Annotated in this window: 17 protein-coding genes; 7 read left to right on the plus strand and 10 right to left on the minus strand. The window is 68.1% G+C overall.

Going from position 1 to position 18,698, the window contains the following annotated elements; translation table 11 throughout:
• Positions 1-57: 57 nt before the first annotated feature.
• From OG555_RS32185 to OG555_RS32205, 5 genes are all read right to left on the minus strand, one after another.
• Positions 58-2,472, minus strand: coding sequence for a transglycosylase domain-containing protein (locus OG555_RS32185; protein WP_329476309.1), 2,415 nt, complete (start codon positions 2,470-2,472; stop codon positions 58-60).
• 168 nt (positions 2,473-2,640) lie between these two features.
• On the minus strand, positions 2,641-3,612 hold the full coding sequence (locus OG555_RS32190) for an aldo/keto reductase (RefSeq protein ID WP_329476310.1): 972 nt from the start codon (positions 3,610-3,612) through the stop codon (positions 2,641-2,643).
• 16 nt (positions 3,613-3,628) lie between these two features.
• Complete coding sequence (locus OG555_RS32195) at positions 3,629-4,006, minus strand: DUF2255 family protein (RefSeq protein WP_329476311.1); 378 nt, start codon at positions 4,004-4,006, stop codon at positions 3,629-3,631.
• Complete coding sequence (locus OG555_RS32200) at positions 4,003-4,317, minus strand: carboxymuconolactone decarboxylase family protein (protein WP_329476312.1); 315 nt, start codon at positions 4,315-4,317, stop codon at positions 4,003-4,005. The genes OG555_RS32195 and OG555_RS32200 overlap by 4 nt, the downstream gene beginning before the upstream one ends.
• Complete coding sequence (locus OG555_RS32205) at positions 4,314-5,351, minus strand: zinc-dependent alcohol dehydrogenase family protein (protein WP_329476313.1); 1,038 nt, start codon at positions 5,349-5,351, stop codon at positions 4,314-4,316. The genes OG555_RS32200 and OG555_RS32205 overlap by 4 nt, the downstream gene beginning before the upstream one ends.
• 101 nt (positions 5,352-5,452) lie before the next feature.
• Here OG555_RS32205 and OG555_RS32210 point away from each other — a divergent pair, with 101 nt between their 5' ends.
• A complete protein-coding gene (locus tag OG555_RS32210; RefSeq protein WP_329476314.1) occupies positions 5,453-6,334 on the plus strand; it encodes a helix-turn-helix domain-containing protein in 882 nt (293 codons plus the stop codon).
• A gap of 2 nt (positions 6,335-6,336) precedes the next feature.
• Positions 6,337-6,738, plus strand: coding sequence for a (R)-mandelonitrile lyase (locus tag OG555_RS32215; RefSeq protein WP_329476315.1), 402 nt, complete (start codon positions 6,337-6,339; stop codon positions 6,736-6,738).
• On the opposite strand, the gene OG555_RS32220 is transcribed toward OG555_RS32215, so the two are convergent.
• Entirely contained in the window at positions 6,707-8,989 is a 2,283-nt protein-coding gene (locus tag OG555_RS32220; RefSeq protein ID WP_329476316.1) for a HelD family protein, read from the minus strand. The two genes, OG555_RS32215 and OG555_RS32220, sit on opposite strands and share 32 nt — an antisense overlap.
• Positions 8,990-9,230: 241 nt before the next feature.
• Here OG555_RS32220 and OG555_RS32225 point away from each other — a divergent pair, with 241 nt between their 5' ends.
• Genes OG555_RS32225 through OG555_RS32235 form a run of 3 tightly spaced genes read left to right on the plus strand, consistent with a single transcriptional unit; the run spans position 9,231 to position 11,916 of the window.
• The gene (locus tag OG555_RS32225) at positions 9,231-10,613 is read left to right on the plus strand and encodes a ferredoxin reductase family protein (RefSeq protein ID WP_329476317.1); all 1,383 of its coding nucleotides are present in this window, start codon (positions 9,231-9,233) and stop codon (positions 10,611-10,613) included.
• A gap of 5 nt (positions 10,614-10,618) precedes the next feature.
• Positions 10,619-11,113 carry an FMN-binding protein gene (locus OG555_RS32230; RefSeq protein ID WP_329476318.1) on the plus strand — a complete coding sequence of 165 codons (495 nt, stop codon included), beginning with the start codon at positions 10,619-10,621 and terminating at the stop codon, positions 11,111-11,113.
• Complete coding sequence (locus tag OG555_RS32235; protein WP_329476319.1) at positions 11,110-11,916, plus strand: FAD:protein FMN transferase; 807 nt, start codon at positions 11,110-11,112, stop codon at positions 11,914-11,916. Before OG555_RS32230 ends, OG555_RS32235 begins: the two co-directional genes overlap by 4 nt.
• Here the strand turns inward: OG555_RS32235 and OG555_RS32240 are convergent.
• Positions 11,838-12,392, minus strand: a complete 555-nt coding sequence (locus OG555_RS32240) for a TetR/AcrR family transcriptional regulator (RefSeq protein ID WP_329476320.1) — start codon at positions 12,390-12,392, stop codon at positions 11,838-11,840. The two genes, OG555_RS32235 and OG555_RS32240, sit on opposite strands and share 79 nt — an antisense overlap.
• 73 nt (positions 12,393-12,465) lie before the next feature.
• On the opposite strand from OG555_RS32240, the gene OG555_RS32245 reads away from it, so the two are divergent.
• A complete protein-coding gene (locus tag OG555_RS32245; protein ID WP_329476321.1) occupies positions 12,466-12,822 on the plus strand; it encodes a DoxX family protein in 357 nt (118 codons plus the stop codon).
• Here OG555_RS32245 and OG555_RS32250 read toward each other — a convergent pair whose 3' ends face one another.
• The 3 genes from OG555_RS32250 to OG555_RS32260 are packed head-to-tail and all read right to left on the minus strand — an operon-like array spanning position 12,823 to position 16,064.
• Positions 12,823-13,719, minus strand: a complete 897-nt coding sequence (locus tag OG555_RS32250) for a carbohydrate ABC transporter permease (RefSeq protein WP_329476322.1) — start codon at positions 13,717-13,719, stop codon at positions 12,823-12,825.
• Position 13,720: 1 nt separating this feature from the next.
• Positions 13,721-14,662 (minus strand): carbohydrate ABC transporter permease, encoded by a 942-nt coding sequence (locus OG555_RS32255; RefSeq protein ID WP_329476323.1) that lies wholly within the window; start codon positions 14,660-14,662, stop codon positions 13,721-13,723.
• A gap of 49 nt (positions 14,663-14,711) precedes the next feature.
• The gene (locus OG555_RS32260; RefSeq protein ID WP_329476324.1) at positions 14,712-16,064 is read right to left on the minus strand and encodes an extracellular solute-binding protein; all 1,353 of its coding nucleotides are present in this window, start codon (positions 16,062-16,064) and stop codon (positions 14,712-14,714) included.
• A gap of 267 nt (positions 16,065-16,331) precedes the next feature.
• Between OG555_RS32260 and OG555_RS32265 the strand changes: the two genes are divergently transcribed.
• Positions 16,332-18,695 carry a glycoside hydrolase family 3 N-terminal domain-containing protein gene (locus OG555_RS32265; RefSeq protein WP_329476325.1) on the plus strand — a complete coding sequence of 788 codons (2,364 nt, stop codon included), beginning with the start codon at positions 16,332-16,334 and terminating at the stop codon, positions 18,693-18,695.
• Positions 18,696-18,698: the final 3 nt, after the last annotated feature.

An 18,698-nucleotide genomic window follows, 5' to 3' on the forward strand; every position in this document is an offset into this window, starting at 1 on the left:
CTAGGTGTTGGGCCCCAGCCTAGTGATCACCCGACCGCGTGCAGAAACAGGGAGTGGTCAGCGGCCGCCGCGGCCACACTTCGGGTACCTGGGGTCCCAGGGCGGGCAGGTCGGGAATCCGGGTGGCGGCTTGATCGTCGGCGGCGTACCCGGCGGTGGCGGGGTGATCGGCGGTGTGGGGACGGTCGGCGGCGGCGCCTTGCTGCCGTTGGACAGCACCAGCGTGACCGTCGCACCCTCGGGCGCACCGTCCTCCTGCCGTGGCGTGGTGGACGCGACCGTGCCCGCCGGCGCGTCCGAGTCCACCGGGGTCGGAGAGATCGCGGCCTTGAAGCCCATCGACAGCAGCTTGGCCGTGGCGTCCACCGGGGTCATGCCCTTCAGGTACGGGAGGTCCTTCACGTTGCCGCGGATCGTCTTGTCGTCCGGCTGGACGAACTTGCTGGTCGGCAGTCCGCGCAGCGCCAACTGCATCGCGGTCTCCCAGATCGGACCGGCGGTACCCGAACCGGACGCGTCACCCATCTTCTTGCCGTTGAGGGTTTGACCGATCAGATCCTTGTACGGCGGGTTGGCGTCGGCCACCACCGACGCGGCGGCGAGCTTGGACGAGTAGCCGGCGAACCAGACCGCGTGGTTGTTCTGGATGGTTCCGGTCTTGCCGCCCAGATCACTCTTGCCGAACTTCAGCTTGCCGCCGGTGGCGCCCGGCTCCATCACCTTGTGCAGCACGTAGTTCACGCCGTCGGCGACCGTCGGTGAGAGCGCGCGGCGGCAGCCCGGACCCGGGGTCGGGATCGCCTTGCCCTTGTTGGTGATCGCGGTAACGACCACCGGCGTGCAGTACATCCCGCGCGCGGCGAACGTCGCGTACGCGTTCGACAGCATCAGCGGCGTGATCAGACCGGCGGACCCGAGGGTGAAGGACACCACCTGCTCCAGCGGCTTCATCGTCTGGGCGTCGTACATGCCGAGCTTCGAGGCGATGGTGGCGATCGGGCACAGGCCGATCTGCTCGGACAACTGCAGGAAGTAGGTGTTGGTGGAGGCCTGGGCCGCGTCGATCATGGACGGGTCGATCATCGTCTTGGTCGAGTTGCTCGGGTTGTACTCGTCGACCGACGTCGTACCGGTGCAGGTGCTGAACTTCTTGCCACCGAGGCTGATCGTCTGCGGGGAGTTGATCCGGTAGGTGAGCGGCACGCCCTTGCCGATCGCGGCGGCGATCGTGAACGCCTTCATCGTCGAGCCGTTCTGGAAGCCGCCGTACCCACCGGGGTAGGACTTCTCGACGTTGAAGTTGTACGTCGTCTGGCCCTTCTTGCTGCCGTAGTCCCGGCTCTGCGCCATCGCCTTCACCAGGCCGGTGCCCGGCTGGACCATCGTGATCGCCGCGACCGCCTGGTCGCCGGGCTTGGAGTGCTTCTTGATCGAGGTCTCGGCCGCCGCCTGGATCTTCGGGTCGAGCGAGGTGCGGATCACCAGGCCCGCGGTCTCGATGTAGTTCTCCGCGTCCTCCGGGGTCTTGCCGAAGGCCGGGTTCTCCTTGAGTTTCGCGACGACGTAGTCGCAGTAGAACGGGTACCTGGAGCTCGCGCAGCCGCTCGGCACATTGATGACCCTGGCCGGATTGATCACCGGCGTCTTGATGGCGTCCTGGGCCTGCTTGGCCGTGATGACGTTGAGCTCCTGCATCCGGCGCAGCACGACATCGCGACGTTCCTTGGCCCGCCCCGCGTGGTCGATCGGGTTGTAGCCGGTCGGGTTCTTCACCAGGCCGGCCAGCATCGCCGCCTGCGGCAGCGTCAGCTTCGCCGCGTGGACGCCGAAGTAGTGCATGGCCGCCGCGTCGATGCCGTAGGAGCGGTCGCCGAAGAAGGCCAGGTTCAGGTACCGGTTGAGGATCTCGTCCTTGGAGTACTGCTTCTCGACCGCGATGGCGTAGCGCAGTTCGGCGATCTTGCGCTCGTACGTCTCGGCGGTGGCCGCCTTGACCTCCTCCGGCGTGCGCGCCTTGTTGATCAGGGTCAGCTTCACGTACTGCTGGGTGATGCTGGAGCCACCTTGCTGGACGCCGCCGGACGACTGGTTGCGCAGCATGGCGCGCAGGGTGCCCTTCGCGTCCAGGGCGCCGTGCTGGTAGAACCGGTCGTCCTCGATCGCGACGATCGCCTGGAGCATGATCGGGCTGATCTGCTTCAGCGTGACCGGGGTCCGGTTCTCCTGGTACAGCGTGGCGATCGTCGTACCGTCGGCCGCCTGGATGATCGTCTTCTGCGCCAGCGGCTCCGTCTTCAGGTCCTGGGGCAGGTACTGCACGGTGTCGTGGGCCTTGGCCGTGGTCACCCCGGCCAGACCCGCCAGGGGGAGCGCCAGGCCGGCGACGAGAGCTCCCGCCAGCGCACTCACCACGAGGAAAACGAACACCGACTGAACGACGTTGGGCCGTCGAGCCCGCTCGCCTTTGTGCATGGTCCGGCAGATTACGGCAGGAGAGGGGTTTCCGGGACCCTTTTCGTTACGGAATTTACACATCCACGCGGCGATCTCACCAACTGTGACGGCGGGCTCACTCCCCGGCGATCACTCCAGCCCCCGCGAGCACCACGGCGTGGCGTGCGTCACGGCTCAGCCGGTGGGTCAGTAGCCGGTGGGTGGGCGGGGTGTGTAGGCCGACTCCAGGGTGGTGAGCTCCTCCGGGGTGAGGGTGATGTCGAGGGCGGCGACGGCGTCGGCGAGATGGTTCGGTTTGGTGGGGCCGACGATGGGAGCGGCGACGACCGGGTTGTGCAGGACCCAGGCGAGCGCGACCTGCGCCATCGGGACGCCGCGGGCCTCGGCGACCGCCTGGACGGCGTCGGCGATGGGCTCGTCGTTGGCGGCGACGAAGCGCTGTGCGACGAGCGGGTCGGTGTCGCCGCGACGCGTCTGGATGCCCCACGGCCGGGCGAGGCGGCCCTTGGCGAGTGGGCTCCACGGGATGCTGCCGACGCCCTGGTCGGCGAGCAGGCCGAACATCTCGCGTTCCTCTTCGCGCTGCATCAGGCTGTACTGGTTCTGCATCGAGACGAACCGGGTCCAGCCGTGCAGGTCGGCCGCGTGCTGCAGCTTCGCGAACTGCCAGGCCCACATGGACGACGCGCCGAGATACCGCGCCTTGCCGGCCCTGACGACGTCGTGCAGTGCCTCCATCGTCTCCTCGACCGGGACATCCGGGTCGAAACGGTGGATCTGGTACAGGTCGACGTACTCGGTCCCCAGCCGGGTGAGCGACGCGTCGATCTGTTCGAGGATCGCCTTGCGGGACAGGCCGGATCCGCCCGGGCCGTCGTGCATCCGGAAGTGCACCTTGGTGGCCAGTACGACGTCCTCGCGCCGGCTGTACTCGGTGATCGCCCGGCCGACGATCTCCTCGGAGCTGCCGTACCCGTACACGTTGGCGGTGTCCCAGAACGTGATGCCGAGCTCGACCGCCTGCCGGAAGATCGGCTCAGCCGCGGCGTCGTCCAACGCCCACTCGCTGAACCCTCGCGAGGTGTCCCCGAAACTCATGCACCCCAAGGCGATCCGGCTGACCTTGAGCCCTGACTTGCCCAGACGTGTGTACTCCATCAGCTTGTTTCTTCCTTCAGTCGCGGGGGAGGAGGCGCAACGTCACCGGCGCGACGCCGGGACCGACCACGGCGCCCACGGGACCGGGGCCGTAGCGGTCGTACTTCGCGTGGTAAGCGTTGTCGATGCGCGCGTGGTCGTCCGCGGCGGCGTCGGCGAATGTCACATCCCGTTCGACACCACCGGCCTTGATGCGGCCGGTACCGCTGGCTTTCGCGCGCCGGTACCAGGGGGTGCCGGCACTTTCCATCGACCGGATGTAGATGTCGTCGCCGGCCCGGACCATCCAGATCGTCACGTAAGGCCGGAGTGTGCCGTCCGTGCGGTACGACGAGACGCGGAGCTCGGTCGCATCGCCGATGCGCTGCAGTTCCTCGGCTGTCCAGGTCGTCATGACTCGAACACCTCACGGGCGATGGTGATCGCGGACATAGCCTTGGGCCAGCCGGCGTAGAAGGCGAGGTGGATGATGACCTCCTTGAGTTCGGTCTCGGTCAGCCCGTTCTGCTTCGCCCGAGCCAGGTGGCCGCGGAGCTGTTCGGTGTTCCCGCCGCTGATGAGACTCGCGACGGTGATCAGGCTACGGTCGCGCGGCGACAGTTCGGTGCGCTCCCAGACATCACCGAACAGGACCTCGTCGGTGAGCGCGACGAGCTTCGGCGCGAAGTCGCCGATCATCCTCTGTGCGGGCGTGGGTTCGGTCATGAGCGGACCAGCACTTTCAGCGCCTTGCGGTCGTCCATGGCGCGGTAGCCGTCGGGGACGTCGGCGAGGTCGATGGTGCGGTCGAAGACCTTGCCGGGGTCGACCTTCCCCTCGAGTACGCCGGGCAGGAGAGGCTCGATGTATGCGCGCGCCGGGGCGGGGCCGCCGGTAAGGGTGATGTTGGGACCGAAGAGGCTGGGGAAGCCCACCGGTGCGTCGAGGTACTGCGGGACCCCGACGCGGCTGATCACGCCACCCGCACGGACGACGCCGATGGCCTGTTCGTACGCCGGCATGTGGCCGACGGCCTCCAGGACGACGTGGGTGCCGTCGCCGCCGGTGAGCTCGCGGACCTTGGCGATTCCCTCCTCGCCGCGCTCGGCGACCACGTCGGTCGCGCCGAACTCGAGGCCGAGATCCGTGCGGACCTTGTGCCGGCCCATCAGAATGATGCGCTCGGCCCCGAGTTGCTTCGCCGACAGGACAGCCATCAGACCGACCGCGCCGTCACCGATCACGGTGACTGAGGTCCGTGCAGACACGCCACCCTTGATCGCCGCGTGGTAGCCGGTGCCGTAAACATCGGACAGGGTCAGCAGGGACGGGACCAACGCGGAGTCCTCACCCACTGGCACCTTCACCAGCGTGCCATCGGCGAGCGGTACCCGGACGGCCTCGGCCTGGCCGCCGTACACGCCGTTCGCGTTCCAGAAGCCGCCGTGCCGGCAGGAGGTCTGCAGGCCCTCGCGGCAGAAGTCGCACGTGCCGTCGGACCAGGCGAACGGCGCAATGACGAAGTCGCCCGCGCGGACCGTCGTCACCTCACCGCCGACGTCCTCGACCACGCCGACGAACTCGTGGCCCATCGACTTCCCCTCCGGCGTCGCGGGCAGGTTGTGATACGGGTGCAGGTCGCTGCCACAGATGCAGGACCTGACCACCCGCACCAGGGCGTCCGTGGGTTGCTGGATCACCGGATCCGGTACGTCGATGACCCGCACATCTCCGGCGCCGTACATGTAAGTCGCTCGCATGGTCTCAGTAAAGGTCACGTTCCAGCCGCGCGGGAGTCACTGCGGATCCAGGTAATGCCAGTGCCTCCCTCCTCCCGGCGACGGTCCGTAACCTTGGCGGCATGGACCACCGAGCCGAGATCAAGGAGTTCCTCAGCTCCCGGCGTGCACGCCTGACCCCGGAGCAGGCCGGCCTGCCCGTGTACGGCGGCAACCGCCGGGTGAAGGGGTTGCGGCGGGAAGAGGTGGCGCTGCTGGCCGGTGTCTCGGTGGACTACTACGTCCGGATCGAGCGAGGGCACCTGGCCGGTGCGTCCGAGAGTGTGCTCGAGGCGCTCGCCCGCGCCCTGCAACTCGACGATGCCGAGCGAGCCCATCTGTTCACCCTCGCCCGCGAGTCCGATCCCAGTCCCACGGTCCGGCGGCGTGCGGCGACGAAGGGGGTGCGGCCGGCGATCCAGCAGGTCCTGGACGCGATCACCGACGCGCCGGCCTGGATCCGCAACGGACGCCACGACCTGCTGGCTGCGAACCCGATGGCGCAGGCCCTCTACGCGCCGATGCTCGCCGACCCACGCCGCCCGGCGAACACCGCCCGGTTCGTCTACCTCGACCCGGCGTCGAAGGAGTTCTTCGCCGACTGGGAGCGCGCGGCCGACGACATCGCGGCGATCCTGCGGTTGGAGGCCGGCCGTAACCCGCACGACAAGGCGCTGACCGAGCTCATCGGCGAGCTGTCCACCCGGAGCGAGACCTTCCGGACCCGGTGGGCCGCGCACAACGTCCGCTTCCACCGGACCGGCAAGAAGAAGCTGCACCATCCCGTCGTCGGTGACCTCGACCTCGACTTCGAGGCGATGGAGTTCCCGTCCGACCCGGGCCTGATCCTGCTCGTCTACACCGCGCCGGCCGGTACGCCGACCGCGGACGCGCTCAAGCTGCTGGCCAGCTGGGCCGCCACCCAGGATCGGCCCACCGAAATCGTTGCTCAAGACAAGGAATAGCTGTGCAGATCCTCCCCAAGACCCCCACCGCCAAAGGCCCCGCCGAGTGGTTCACCGGTGACGTCTGGTTCGACGTCGTGATCCGCGGCGAGGCGCCGTCCCGGGTGCGGGTCAACACCGTCCGGTTCGCGCCCTGTGCCCGGACCGCCTGGCACCGGCACACGAACGGCCAGACCCTCCACGTCACCGACGGCGTCGGCCTGATCCAGTCCCGCGGTGGCGAGGTCACCCTGATCCGCCCCGGTGACGTGATCTACACCCCGCCGGGAGAGTGGCACTGGCACGGCGGTGCCCCGGACAACTTCATGGTCCACACCGCTATCTGGGAAGGCACCGGCTCCGACGAACCGGAGACGGAGTGGGGCGACCACGTCACGGAAGCCGAGTACGTCGTACCTGCGTGAGCACCTCCGGGAGGTCGCCGGGGCTGAGGATACCGAGGTGTTTGGTAGCGCGGCTGACCGCCACGTAGAGGTCGGAGAGGCCGCGGTCGGACTCGGTGATGATGCCGGCCGGGTCGGCGATCAGCACGGCGTCGAACTCGAGTCCCTTGGACTGGAGTACGTCGAGGAGCGCGACGTCCGCGTCGAGGACGGACGGATCGTGGCCGTGGGCAACATCCGTGAGTACGGCGGCCAGTTCGTCGTACCGGGGCGCCGGGACGATGACGGCGAGACGGCCGTCGCCGATCGACTCGCGTTCGGCCTTGATCGCGGTGATCAGCGCATCGGTGAACTGCTCGGTAGACACGCTCCGGGTCCACGGCTCGATACCCGTCTCGCGCACCGAGGCCGGCGGCTGCAGGGATGGGTCGATCGCGGCGAGGACGTCGGCCGCGACGGTCATGATCTCCGCGGGTGTGCGGTAGTTGACGGTCAGCTCCGCGCTGCGCCACCGCCGCGGCGCGTACTTGTCGAGCAGGTCGGCCCACGACCGCACGCCCGCCGCCGACCCGGTCTGGGCGATGTCGCCGACCAGTGTCATCGAGCGACGCGGGCAACGGCGCATCAGCATCCGCCAGTCCAGCTCGGACAGCTCCTGCGCCTCGTCGACGATCACATGCCCGAACACCCAGGTGCGATCGGAGGCCGCGCGCTCCGCCAGGGTGACCGGGTTCTCGATCAGCTGGGTCCGGCGGGCGACCAGATCGGCGAACTGCTCGATCTCCCACGGCATGATCTCGATCCGCTCCGCGGTCAGCTCGATGGCGACGACGCCGCGGGCGTACTCCCGGTTGGCCGCCTCGGCAGCGTCCGCATCGGAAGCCTGACGGTTGCGTGCGGCAACAGTTGCGTCGGTGTCACCGAGCAGCTCGGCCGCTTCGTCGAGCAGCGCGACATCGGACGCCGTCCAGTCCGCGTCCAGCGGCCGGAGCACTGCGGCGCGTTCCTCGTCGGTGAGGTGCGGTGCCGCCGCGGCCAGTCGCTCGGGTGAGGAGAACAGCACCGAGACGAGGAGTTGCGGAGTGAGCTCGGGCCAGAGGCGGTCGAGCAGCGCCTGGACCCGGTCGTCCTCGGTCAGTTCCTTGCGGATGTCCTCGATGTCCTCCGCGCCGACGTACTGGCGTCCGAGCCGGTCGACGATCTGGTTGGTGAACGTCCTGAGGATCCGCCCGACGAAGATCCCGCGCGCCTGGTTGTACGGCTCGTCCGACTCCCGGGCCTTGGTCTGCGCCTTGCGTACGACGTCCGGCCGCAGCACGAGCTCGTGCTGGTCGACCTTGAGCCTGATCGGCGCGCCCGGGACCAGCTGGAAGCCGCGGACCGCCTGCGCGATGACGTCGGCCATGGCCACGCCACCTTTGATCCGGGCGGCCGCCGCCGACTCCGGCGCCGTCGCCACCACACCCGGGTACAGCTCACTGATCGTCGCCAGCACCACGCCGGTCTCGCCGAGTGAGGGCAGCACCTGGTCGATGTAGCGCAGGAACGTGCTGTTCGGCCCGACCACCAGTACGCCGCTGCGCGCAAGCTGCTCGCGATACGTGTAGAGCAGGTACGCCGCCCGGTGCAGCGCGACCACGGTCTTGCCGGTGCCCGGACCACCTTGGACGACGAGGACGCCAGGGAGTCCGGAGCGGATGATTTCGTCCTGCTCGGACTGGATCGTCGCGACGATCTCGTTCATCCGGCCGGTGCGGCTCGCGCCGAGCGACGACAGCAGCGCGGCCTCGCCGATCAGGGTGCTGCGCTCGGCGTCACCGAGCGCAGCGAGGGCGAGGACGTCGTCGTCCACGCCGGCCACCGTCCGGCCGTGCAGCCGGATGTGCCGCCGCCGCTTGACGCCCAGCGGGTCGGCCGACGTGGCGCGGTAGAAGACCTGCGCGACCGGCGTCCGCCAGTCGATCAGGATCGGGTCGTAGTTCTCGTCGAACAATCCGATCCGGCCGATGTGGAACCGGTCGCCGGCGGTTTCGTCGATCCGCCCGAAACACAATCCGCGCTCCACCGACGACAATTGGGAGAGTCGGCCGGAGAACAAGTCCGTGAACGATTCGCGCTCCGTGTAGGACTGATTGTTCTGCGTGGTTTCCTCGCCTTGGACACGGTGCAGTTCCGCCCGGGCCCGCTCCCGCAGCACGTCGAGCCGGTCGTACATCGCCGTCACCAGGCCTTGTTCGGCGGCGATCTCGCGCGCCAGCACCTGATCCGTCATCCTGCCCCCGATTCGTGATTGCAGAATCCCCGAATTCCTGATAATCTGTTGCCAGATGCCTTTCCAGGGCATCTTTTTTGTTTTACGCCACAAAACACTCAACGGTAGCGAATTCCGTCGCCACGGGCAATGCCCGCCGATGTGGAACGACCGTTTCACAGCAGGCTCACAGGGAAGCCGAAGGTTGTGCTCAGACGGCCACTCGACACTGGGGTGGACCCGCCACATCCCAGGAGCCGCCATGATCGAGACACCCGTCCTCGTGCTGCCAGGACGACGGGCTCGCAACGACGGTGCGGTGCGGCTCGGCGCCCTCGCCGTGCTGTGGCTGAGCCTGTTGCTGGTCAGCTACTGGTGGGTGGCCGGCGGCGGGGTGCAGGAGCTGGGCGGCTGGGCCACCGGGCTCACCTCGCTGGGCCGGCTGACCGGGTTGGTGGCCGCGGTGCTGCTGCTGGCCCAGGTTGTCCTGATGGCCCGTGTGCCGATGCTCGAGGCCGCGTTCGGCCAGGACCGCCTGGCGCGCATTCACCGGCTGGTGGGATTCACGTCGTTCAATCTGATGCTGGCGCATCTTGTCACGATCACCTGGGGGTACGCCGCGGGGGAGTTGGGCAGGACACCCGCGATGCTGTGGGATCTGACCGTCGACTATCCCGGCATGCTGCTGGCGGTCGGTGGCACCGTCTGCCTGTGTGTGACCGTGGTGACGAGTATCAAGGCCGCGCGACGGCGGATCCGGTACGAGTCATGGCACCTCCTGCACTTGTATGCCTATCTCGGGGTCGGACTCGCGCTTCCGCACCAGCTCTGGACGGGCCAGGAGTTCCTGTCGTCGACCGGCCGGACCGTGTTCTGGTGGACGGCCTGGGCGGTCGCGGCAGCGACGATCCTCGTCTACCGGGTCGGTGTGCCGATCTGGCGCAACGTACGGCACGGGTTGCGCGTGACAGCCGTCGTACCGGAGGCCGATCGCGTGGTCTCGGTGTACGTCGCGGGCCGGCGACTGGACCGGCTGCGAGCCGAGGCCGGGCAGTTCTTCCATTGGCGGTTCCTCGGCCGGCCCGGCTGGACGCGGGCCAACCCGTACTCCTTGTCGGCCGCGCCGGACGGGCGCGGTCTGCGCATCACCGTCCAGGAGGCAGGTGACGGCAGCGCGGCACTCCGCGCGGTGCGGCCCGGCACCCGCGTCTTTGTCGAGGGTCCGTACGGGCGTTTGAGTCCGCGAGCCCGGACCGAGCGGAAGATCGCCCTGATCGGCGCCGGCGTCGGCATCACGCCGCTGCGAGCTCTCGCCGAGGGTCTGAGCTACGCCCCGCGCGACGCGATCCTGGTCCAGCGGTACACCGACGAGCCGTTGTTCTCCTCTGAGTTCCAGGCACTGCGCCACCAGCGCGGTCTCGACCTGCTGACAGTGCCCGGCCATCGTCGGCGTCCCGACTCGTGGCTCGGCCCCGGGGTCGACGGCCTCGACGACCTGCAGGCCCTGCTGCTCTGGATCCCCGACATCGCCGAGCGCGACGTCTACCTGTGCGGCCCCGACAACTGGACCCAACTGGTGAAACACACCCTCGATGCCGCCGGGCTGCCGCCCGAACGCCTCCATCTCGAAACGTTCAAGTGGTGAGCCCCGTGAAACGCATCGTCTTCTGGTTCCTCGGTACGGCGTCTGTTGTCGTGCTGCTGTTCGGCTACCACACCTCGACCTCCGGGCCGCAGGCCGTGGCGCCGCCGATCGGTAGCGGCTCGGTGAGCAGCACGCCGACGCCCAGCCCCGCGGCCGGCGCCGGGTCCGGCGGTGATGGGACCGATACCGGCGGCACGCCCTCGCCGTCGGCAACGCCTTCGTCGTCCTCGTCCACGGTCACCGGGGACGTCGCCTCGACGCAGTGGGGACCCGTCCAGGTCCAGCTCACTCTGCAGAGCGGAAAGATCACCGACGTCAGCGTCCTGCAGTACCCGAACGGGAATCACCGTGACGCCGAGATCAACGACTATGCGTTGCCGATCCTGATCGACGAGACCAAGCAGGCGCAGAGCGCGCAGATCGACATGGTCAGCGGCGCGACGGTCACCAGTGACGGCTACATCCGTTCCCTGCAAAGCGCTTTGGACCAGGCGAAATGACCACCAGCCGGTACGTCGACCACGTGATGGGTATGCCGATCAGCCTGGCCTTGCGCGGCCGCCACACCGACGACGACCTGGCCGCGCACGCGTGGGCCGACGCGCTCGACATCCTCCGCGCAGCCGACCGCGTCTTCAGCACCTACCGCACGGACTCATACATTTCCCGCCTCAACCGCGGCGAGCTGGCCGTCGCGGACTGTCCGCCCGAGGTCGCCGAAGTCCTCGAGCTGGGCGAACGCGCCCGACTGGAGTCCGGCGGTGCGTTCGACGTGCGGCGCGAGCACGGATTGGACCCGAGTGGGGTGGTGAAGGGATGGGCGGTCGAACGCGCCGCGCACGCCTTCGACAAGTTGCCGGAAACGGACTACTGCCTGTCCGCCGGCGGTGACATGACATGTCACGTCGCCACGCCGGACTCGCCTGATTGGCGGATCGGCATCGAGGATCCGCACGACCCGGACAAGCTGGCCGCTGTCGTCCCGATCCGCAACGGCGCGATCGCCACCTCGGCCCTGCACCGGCGCGGCGACCACATCACCGACGCGCGTACCGGTACCACGCCGACCACGCTGGCCTCGGTCACCGTCATCTACCCGACCCTGACCCAAGCCGACATCGACGCCACCGCGGCCTTCGCCCTGGGGTCTGACGCACTGACCTGGCTCCGGTCCCGCCCCAGGCGTACCGGCCTGGTGATCCTCAGCGACGGCACGCGCCGGCTCTACGGCGACAGCACCCGGGAGATCACCTCGTCGACCATGCCGCGCGGAATGGGGCGGTGGGCAACGAAGCGACGGTAGAAGAACGGGCTGGTGAGCAGATCCGTAGTGAGCTCGGGATCGGTGTCGGCGCCGAGCTCACCGCGCTCGCGGCCGCGTTTCAGGACGGCGAGAAGTGGTTCGCGGCGGCGGTTGGTCAGGTCGGTGTGGAGGCGGGACAAGGCCGGATCGCGTTCGGCCGCGTCGATGAAGGCGGCGAGCAGTCGCGGGAACGGGGTGTGCTCGAGCATCGCCACGAACGCCGTCAGGATCTCGGCGACATCGCTCGTCACCCGGCCGGTGTCGGGCTGCGGGAACGGCCGGAAGGTGGCGTCCATCGCGTCGATCAGCAGCGCGCCGGTGGTCGGCCAGCGCCGGTACAGCGTCGCCTTGCTCGCCCCGGCCCGCCGCGCGACCGCCTCCATCGTGAAGCCGGCCAGGCCGGACTCGTCGAGCACCTCGAGCGCGGCCGCGAGCACCCGTTGCCGGGCGCCGTCGCCGCGGGACGCAGCTGCCATTGATCCACCTCCATCGAAACGCTATCGTATCGATAGATAAGAGTACGGGATCGTTTCGATAGCTGGTGATCCGATGAGGAGAACTGCGTACTGGGTCGCCACCGCGATCGTGGTGACGGAGAGCGCTGTCGGCGGCACGATGGACCTGCTGCGGCTGGCGCCGTTCTACCCGATGATGATCGATCTCGGGTATCCGAGCTACTTCGCCACCATTCTCGGGACGGCGAAGCTCGCCGCCGCGGTCGTGCTGCTCGCGCCCCGGCTGCCGCGGCTGAAGGAATGGGCGTACGCGGGCGTGATGATCAACATGACCGGCGCGGCGGCGTCGAACGCCGCCGTGCACCAGTTCACCGCGATGATCGCGCCTGCCGCGTTCGCCGTCCTGACGCTGACGTCCTGGGCCCTCCGGCCCAGGACGAGGCGGTTGTAGCTACTTGCTGAAGCCGGCGGTCAGGCCGCTGAGCAGTTGCCGACGGAAGACGGCGTACAGGATGACGATCGGCAGAGTGGTGAGCACGACCGAGGCGAGCACCGCCGGGACGTTCACGCTGAACTGGCCCTGGAAGGTCCAGAGTGCGAGCGGAAGTGTCCGCTTCTCCGGGCTCTGGGTCAGGATCAGGGGAAGCAGGAAGCCGTTCCAGACCGCGAGGCCGTTGTAGATGCCGACGGTGACGAGGGCCGGCCGGGTGAGCGGCAGCGCGAGTTTCCGCAGCATTCCCCACTCGGTGGCGCCGTCGACCCGCATCGACTCGAACAGTTCCTTCGGTACGTCCCGGATGAAGTTGGTCAGCACCAGCACGGACAGCGGGATCGCGAACGCGATCGACGGCAGGATCAGCGCGATCAGGCTGTCGTAGAGGTGCATCTTGATGATCAGCAGGTAGACCGGGATGATGGTCGCCTGCAGCGGGATCGCGAGGCCCATCAGGAACAACCCGTTCGTCGCCCCCAGGAACCGGCTGCCCGCACCGCGGACGATCGCGTACGCGGCCATGAACGCGATCGCGCCCGCCGGGATTACGGTGCCGGCGGCAACGATCACGCTGTTCACGAAGTACCGCGGGAAATCGGACTCGATCACCAGTCGGTAGTTGGCGAGCGTCGGCTCCGTCGGCAGCGAGAGCGGGTTGTGGGTGAAGTACACGGTCTGGTCTTTGAAGCTGGTGACGACGATCCAGTACAGCGGGATCATCACGACCAGGAGCCACAGCCAGCCCGCGATCCCGCCGAGCCAGTTCATCTGGCGCAGCTTTCGCCCGACCGGAGCGCCACCGCGCCCGGCCGGTCGCGCCGTCGTCGCCGGCGTTTCCCCGATCACCACGGCCATGTCACATTCCTTCCAACTGGCTGGCCGTCGTGCTGCCGCCGAGTCTGCGGAGCAGCAGCGCCAGGAGCAGGCCCAGGACGACGATAACGACCGCGATCACGCTGGCCAGACCCATCTGGTTGGACATGAACCCCTGCTGGTACATGAGCAGCGCCAGTACCCGGGTCGAGTCGCCCGGTCCACCGGCGGTCAGCACGAAGATCAGGTCGAAGAAGGTCAGCGAACCGACCACCATCAGTGTCGACGACGTGATGATCGTGTACTTCAGCTGCGGCACGGTGATGCTGAAGAACTGCCGCACCCGCCCCGCGCCGTCGATCGCGGCCGCCTCGTACATCGAGACCGGGATCTGCCGGACGCCGCCTTGGTAGATGAGCGAGTGGAACGGGATGAACTGCCAGGACACGATGAAGATGATCACGGCGATGGCGAGGTTGGCCTGGCCGAGCCAGTCCTGGGTCAGGAAGCCGAGGTGCAGCCCCGGGCCGAGGCCGAAGTTCGGGTCGAGCAGCGCCTTGTAGGTGATCGCGATCGCCGCCGAGCTGAGCAGCAGCGGGATGAAGAACAGGACGGCGAGGAACGCGCGGTACCGCTGCCGGCCGGCCAGGAACACCCCGAGCAGCAGGCTCATCGGGGTCTGGACCAGCCAGGACAGGATCATGATCTCGAAGGTCACCCACAGTGCGTGGTACAGCCCCGGATCCTTGAGCGCGACCTGCCAGTTCGTCACGCCGGCGGGATGGATCGGGCCGAGTCCGTCCCACTGGGTGAAGCTCAGCACGAACACACCGACCAGGGGGACGACGCCGAACACCACGAACATCACCAGGGCCGGCAGCACCATCCAGGCGACCGGACCGCTCCGCCCGACGCGGGTCGAGCCGGAGTGAAACGACAGGCGGCGGCCAGTCGACGATGCGACGGGCGGAGCGGTCACGGTCATGGGATCTCCGAGCCTTGATCGAGGAGCGCAGGCGCGGTCAAAAGTACAGTCACTGGCCGATCACCGCGTTCATGTGGTCGGCGAACTGCTGCGGGGAGATCGACAGCTGGAACAGCTTGGCGATGTTGTCGAGCAGCGTCTCGGCCTGGGTCGGGCTGAGCGCCTGGTCCCAGGACTGGGCGAAGGTCTTCGCGTTCGCCGAGGTGTCGTAGACGAAGTTCAGCCAGTCCTTGTCGTTCGTGTCGGTGATCGAGGAGAGCCTGTCCTTCGAGCTCTTCGCGACCGCGATGTTGCCCGACTTCACCCACGCGTCGACCGAGTCTTTGTCGAGGGTGTTGTTGGCCAGGAACTTCTTCGCGTTGTCCTTGTCGGCCTGGCTGGCCTTGGAGGAGATCGACAGGTACTGGCCCGGGTTGCCGACGGTGTCGGTCGGGTCGCCCTTGCCGCCGTCGTACGGCGGGAAGTTCATGTAGCCGAGGTGCCCACCGGTCACGAAGTCGCCACCAGAGGCCTTCATGTTCCCGTAGGTCCAGGCGCCGTGCAGCATCATCGCGGCCTTGCCGGTGTAGAGCAGGGCCTGGTCGGCGTTGGAGTCGGCGGTGATCGAGGAGAAGCCCTTGATGAAGCCGTTCGCCTTGATCAGGTTCTGCATCTCTTCGAGCGCCTTCAGCGCGGACGGGTCGGACCAGCCGTTCGCCTTGCCCTCATAGATGTTCTGGAAGACTTCGCTGCCGCCGATCCGGTCGAACAGGAACTCCAGCCACATCATGTTGGTCCAGCGCGACTGCCCGCCGAGCGAGAACGGCGCGATGCCCTTGTCGTTGAACTTGGGCACCAGGTTCATGATGTCCTGCCACGACTTCGGGGGCTCGGCGCCGACCTTCTCGAACGAGCGCTTGTCGTAGAACAGCACGATCGGCGTGACGGTCTCGACCGGCATCGCGTAGATCTTGCCGCCCACGGTGGCCGCTCCGAACGCGGACGGGAAGATCGAGTTCTTCAGGTCGGCGTTGTCACCGAACCAACCGGTCAGGTCCTCGACCTGGTTGGCGTCGACGTAGGACTTCAGGCCGCCGCCGCCCCAGCCCCAGATCAGCGTCGGCCCCTGGCCGGCGCCGATGGCGGTCTTGATCTTCTGCTTGAAGGCGTCGTTCTGGAACTCGGTGGTCTTGATCGTGCTGCTCGAGTTCGCGTCGTTGAACCGCTTGACCTGAGCCTCCCGGATCGCCTGCTGCGGCTGACCGGTCAGGAACCAGTACGTCGTCGTCCCGCTGCCGGCGGCCGCGCCGCCGGTGGTCGAACCGGACGTGCTCTTCGGGCCGGAGCTGCCGCACGCGGCGAGACCGGCCGCCAGTGCGCCGCCACCGACCAGGCCGAGGAAGGTACGCCGAGATGTCGTCATGGGATCCACTGTGATCTCCGTACTCCGTGCTGCCCCCACAGGTTGCGGAAGCACCTGTCGATATGACTTGTTTTCGAAACATAGATTTCGGAGATACTGCTGTCAAGACTTGAACTAGTGGCACTCGGGGGTCACAGTGAGGTCACGGATTCGCTTGTGGTCACAGGAGAATCACGAAAGCCGCCGCGGACCGCAACCAGCAGCCGTAATCGTCGAAAGTTTTCGATACTTTGTCACCATGCCGAGTTCTGATTTAGGGAGAACTTCTTGTCCACCTCGAGTGATCGGCCGTGGCGCGATCCCGCGCTGTCCGCCGCCCGGCGCGCCGACCTGCTGCTGCAGGCGATGACGCTGGAGGAGAAGATCGCCCAGCTGGGGAGCCGCTGGGCCGGCAACGACATGGCCGACACCGAGCTGCCCGCGGACGAAACGATCAACGTCGCGCCGATGGAGGATGTGTTCGCCACCGGCGCCTCGCTGTCGCTGGCCGAGGCGAGCCGCGACGGCCTCGGTCACCTGACCCGGGTCTGGGGCAGCGTCCCGCTGTCCGTCGAGGAGGGTGTGGCCGAGCTGATCCGTCAGCATGAGGTCGTCCTGAAGGACTCCCGGCTCGGCGTCCCGGCCCTGGTCCACGAGGAGTGCCTGACCGGCTTCACGACGTACGGAGCGACCGTCTACCCGGCGTCGATCGCGTGGGGTGCGACTTTCGATCCCGGACTGGTCGAGCGGATGGCCGCCGCGATCGGGCGGGACATGGCCGCGGTCGGCGTACACCAAGGGTTGTCGCCGGTGCTGGACGTGGTCCGCGACTATCGCTGGGGTCGCGTGGAGGAGACGATCGGCGAGGATCCGTATCTGGTCGCGCTGCTGGGTTCGGCGTACGTCCGGGGCCTGCAGAGTGCGGGCGTGCTGGCGACGCTGAAGCACTTCGCCGGTTACTCTGCGTCCCGGGCCGGGCGCAACCACGGGCCGGTGTCGATGGGCCGGCGCGAGTTGCTCGACATCATCCTGCCGACGTTCGAGACCGCGATCGCGACCGCCGGCGCCGCGTCGGTGATGAGTTCGTACGCCGATGTCGACGGGCTGCCCGCGAGTGCGGATCCGTGGCTGTTCGGCGACGTACTGCGTGACGAGTGGGGTTTCGGCGGCACGGTCGTGTCGGACTACTGGGCGGTGCCGTTCCTCGCCTCGATGCATCGGGTCGCGGCCGACAACGCCGATGCGGGCGTGCTGGCGCTGACCACCGGCACCGATGTCGAACTGCCGGACACGATCGGCTTCGCCGGACTGCTCGACAAGGTGAAGTCGGGGGATGTGTCCGAGGACCTGATCGATCGCGCGGCGCGGCGACTGCTGCTGCAGAAGATCGAGCTGGGTCTGCTCGATCCGGGGTGGACTCCGGAGGGTTCGGTCCGTACCGGCGAGGTCGACCTCGACTCGGCGGAGAACCGGGCCATCGCGCGGGAGCTCGCGGAGAAGTCCGTCGTGCTGCTCGACGCCGGCTCGGCGTTGCCGCTGTCGCGCGAGCTGACGAAGGTCGCGGTGGTCGGTCCGTGCGCGGGCGACGCGCGCACGCTGATGGGGTGCTACGCGTTCCCGAACCATGTCCTGCCGCGGTATCCCGACCGCGATCTCGGCATCCAGGTGACCACCCCGTTCGATGCCCTGCGCAACGAACTGTCCGGCGTGGATCTCCTGCATGTGAAGGGCTGCGAGGTCATGGGCGAGGACCGCTCCGGCTTCACGGCGGCGGTCGAGGCAGCGCGTGCCGCGGACCTTTGCGTCGCGTACGTCGGCGACCTGTCCGGACTGTTCGGCCACGGCACCTCGGGCGAAGGGTGTGACGCCGAGGACCTGCGGCTGCCCGGGGTCCAGGCCGACCTGCTCGACGCGCTGCTCGACAGCGGCACACCGGTCGTGGTCGTGGTGGTCTCGGGTCGTCCCTATTCGCTCGGCGGGATCGCGGATCGGGTCGCCGGCCTGGTGCAGGCGTTCATTCCCGGCCAGGAGGGTGCCGGCGCGATGGCCGGCGTCCTCAGTGGGCGGATCGTGCCGAGTGGCAAGCTGCCGGTGCAGATCCCACGGCACGTCGGTGGGCAGCCCGGTACCTACCTGCAGCCGGCTCTCGGCAGCGTGGAGAGTGCAGGCATCAGCGGCCTCGAGGTCCGGCCACTGTTCCCCTTCGGGTACGGCGCGTCGTACACGAGTTTCGCGGTGGACGATCTGCGGTTGAGTGCGACCGAGATCGGGAACGACGGCGAGTTCGCCGCGACGGTGCGGGTGCGAAACACCGGTGAACGCGCCGGCGACGAGGTCGTCCAGCTGTATCTGCGCGATGTGGTGGCGCGGGTGGCGCGGCCGTTGAAGTTGCTGACCGGGTTCTCGCGGGTGTCGCTGGAGCCGGGGGCCGCGGCCGACGTGACGTTCCGGGTGCATGCCGATCGGACGGCGTACACGGGTCCCGACCTGCGGCGGATCGTCGAGCCCGGAGACTTCGAAGTGATGCTCGGCACGTCGTCTCTGGACCTGCCGTGTCGTGCCACGGTCCGGATCACCGGGGATGTGAGGGTGGTCGGGCACCAGCGCGTGCTGACGACGCCGGTGACGGTCCAGGATCCCGGAGGAGGGTGATGA

The sequence above is a fragment of the Kribbella sp. NBC_01484 genome, from assembly GCF_036227145.1.
Taxonomy (GTDB): domain Bacteria; phylum Actinomycetota; class Actinomycetes; order Propionibacteriales; family Kribbellaceae; genus Kribbella.

What these genes read in the sequence shown, in the direction of transcription:
- OG555_RS32260 (WP_329476324.1), bottom strand. Translation starts at nt 16,064, where the DNA reads ATGACGACATCTCGGCGTACCTTCCTCGGCCTGGTCGGTGGCGGCGCA.
- OG555_RS32195 (WP_329476311.1), bottom strand. Translation starts at nt 4,006, where the DNA reads ATGACGACCTGGACAGCCGAGGAACTGCAGCGCATCGGCGATGCGACC.
- OG555_RS32235 (WP_329476319.1), top strand. Translation starts at nt 11,110, where the DNA reads ATGACCACCAGCCGGTACGTCGACCACGTGATGGGTATGCCGATCAGC.
- OG555_RS32210 (WP_329476314.1), top strand. Translation starts at nt 5,453, where the DNA reads ATGGACCACCGAGCCGAGATCAAGGAGTTCCTCAGCTCCCGGCGTGCA.
- OG555_RS32225 (WP_329476317.1), top strand. Translation starts at nt 9,231, where the DNA reads ATGATCGAGACACCCGTCCTCGTGCTGCCAGGACGACGGGCTCGCAAC.
- OG555_RS32220 (WP_329476316.1), bottom strand. Translation starts at nt 8,989, where the DNA reads ATGACGGATCAGGTGCTGGCGCGCGAGATCGCCGCCGAACAAGGCCTG.
- OG555_RS32250 (WP_329476322.1), bottom strand. Translation starts at nt 13,719, where the DNA reads ATGGCCGTGGTGATCGGGGAAACGCCGGCGACGACGGCGCGACCGGCC.
- OG555_RS32205 (WP_329476313.1), bottom strand. Translation starts at nt 5,351, where the DNA reads ATGCGAGCGACTTACATGTACGGCGCCGGAGATGTGCGGGTCATCGAC.
- OG555_RS32200 (WP_329476312.1), bottom strand. Translation starts at nt 4,317, where the DNA reads ATGACCGAACCCACGCCCGCACAGAGGATGATCGGCGACTTCGCGCCG.
- OG555_RS32240 (WP_329476320.1), bottom strand. Translation starts at nt 12,392, where the DNA reads ATGGCAGCTGCGTCCCGCGGCGACGGCGCCCGGCAACGGGTGCTCGCG.
- OG555_RS32190 (WP_329476310.1), bottom strand. Translation starts at nt 3,612, where the DNA reads ATGGAGTACACACGTCTGGGCAAGTCAGGGCTCAAGGTCAGCCGGATC.
- OG555_RS32255 (WP_329476323.1), bottom strand. Translation starts at nt 14,662, where the DNA reads ATGACCGTGACCGCTCCGCCCGTCGCATCGTCGACTGGCCGCCGCCTG.
- OG555_RS32245 (WP_329476321.1), top strand. Translation starts at nt 12,466, where the DNA reads ATGAGGAGAACTGCGTACTGGGTCGCCACCGCGATCGTGGTGACGGAG.
- OG555_RS32185 (WP_329476309.1), bottom strand. Translation starts at nt 2,472, where the DNA reads ATGCACAAAGGCGAGCGGGCTCGACGGCCCAACGTCGTTCAGTCGGTG.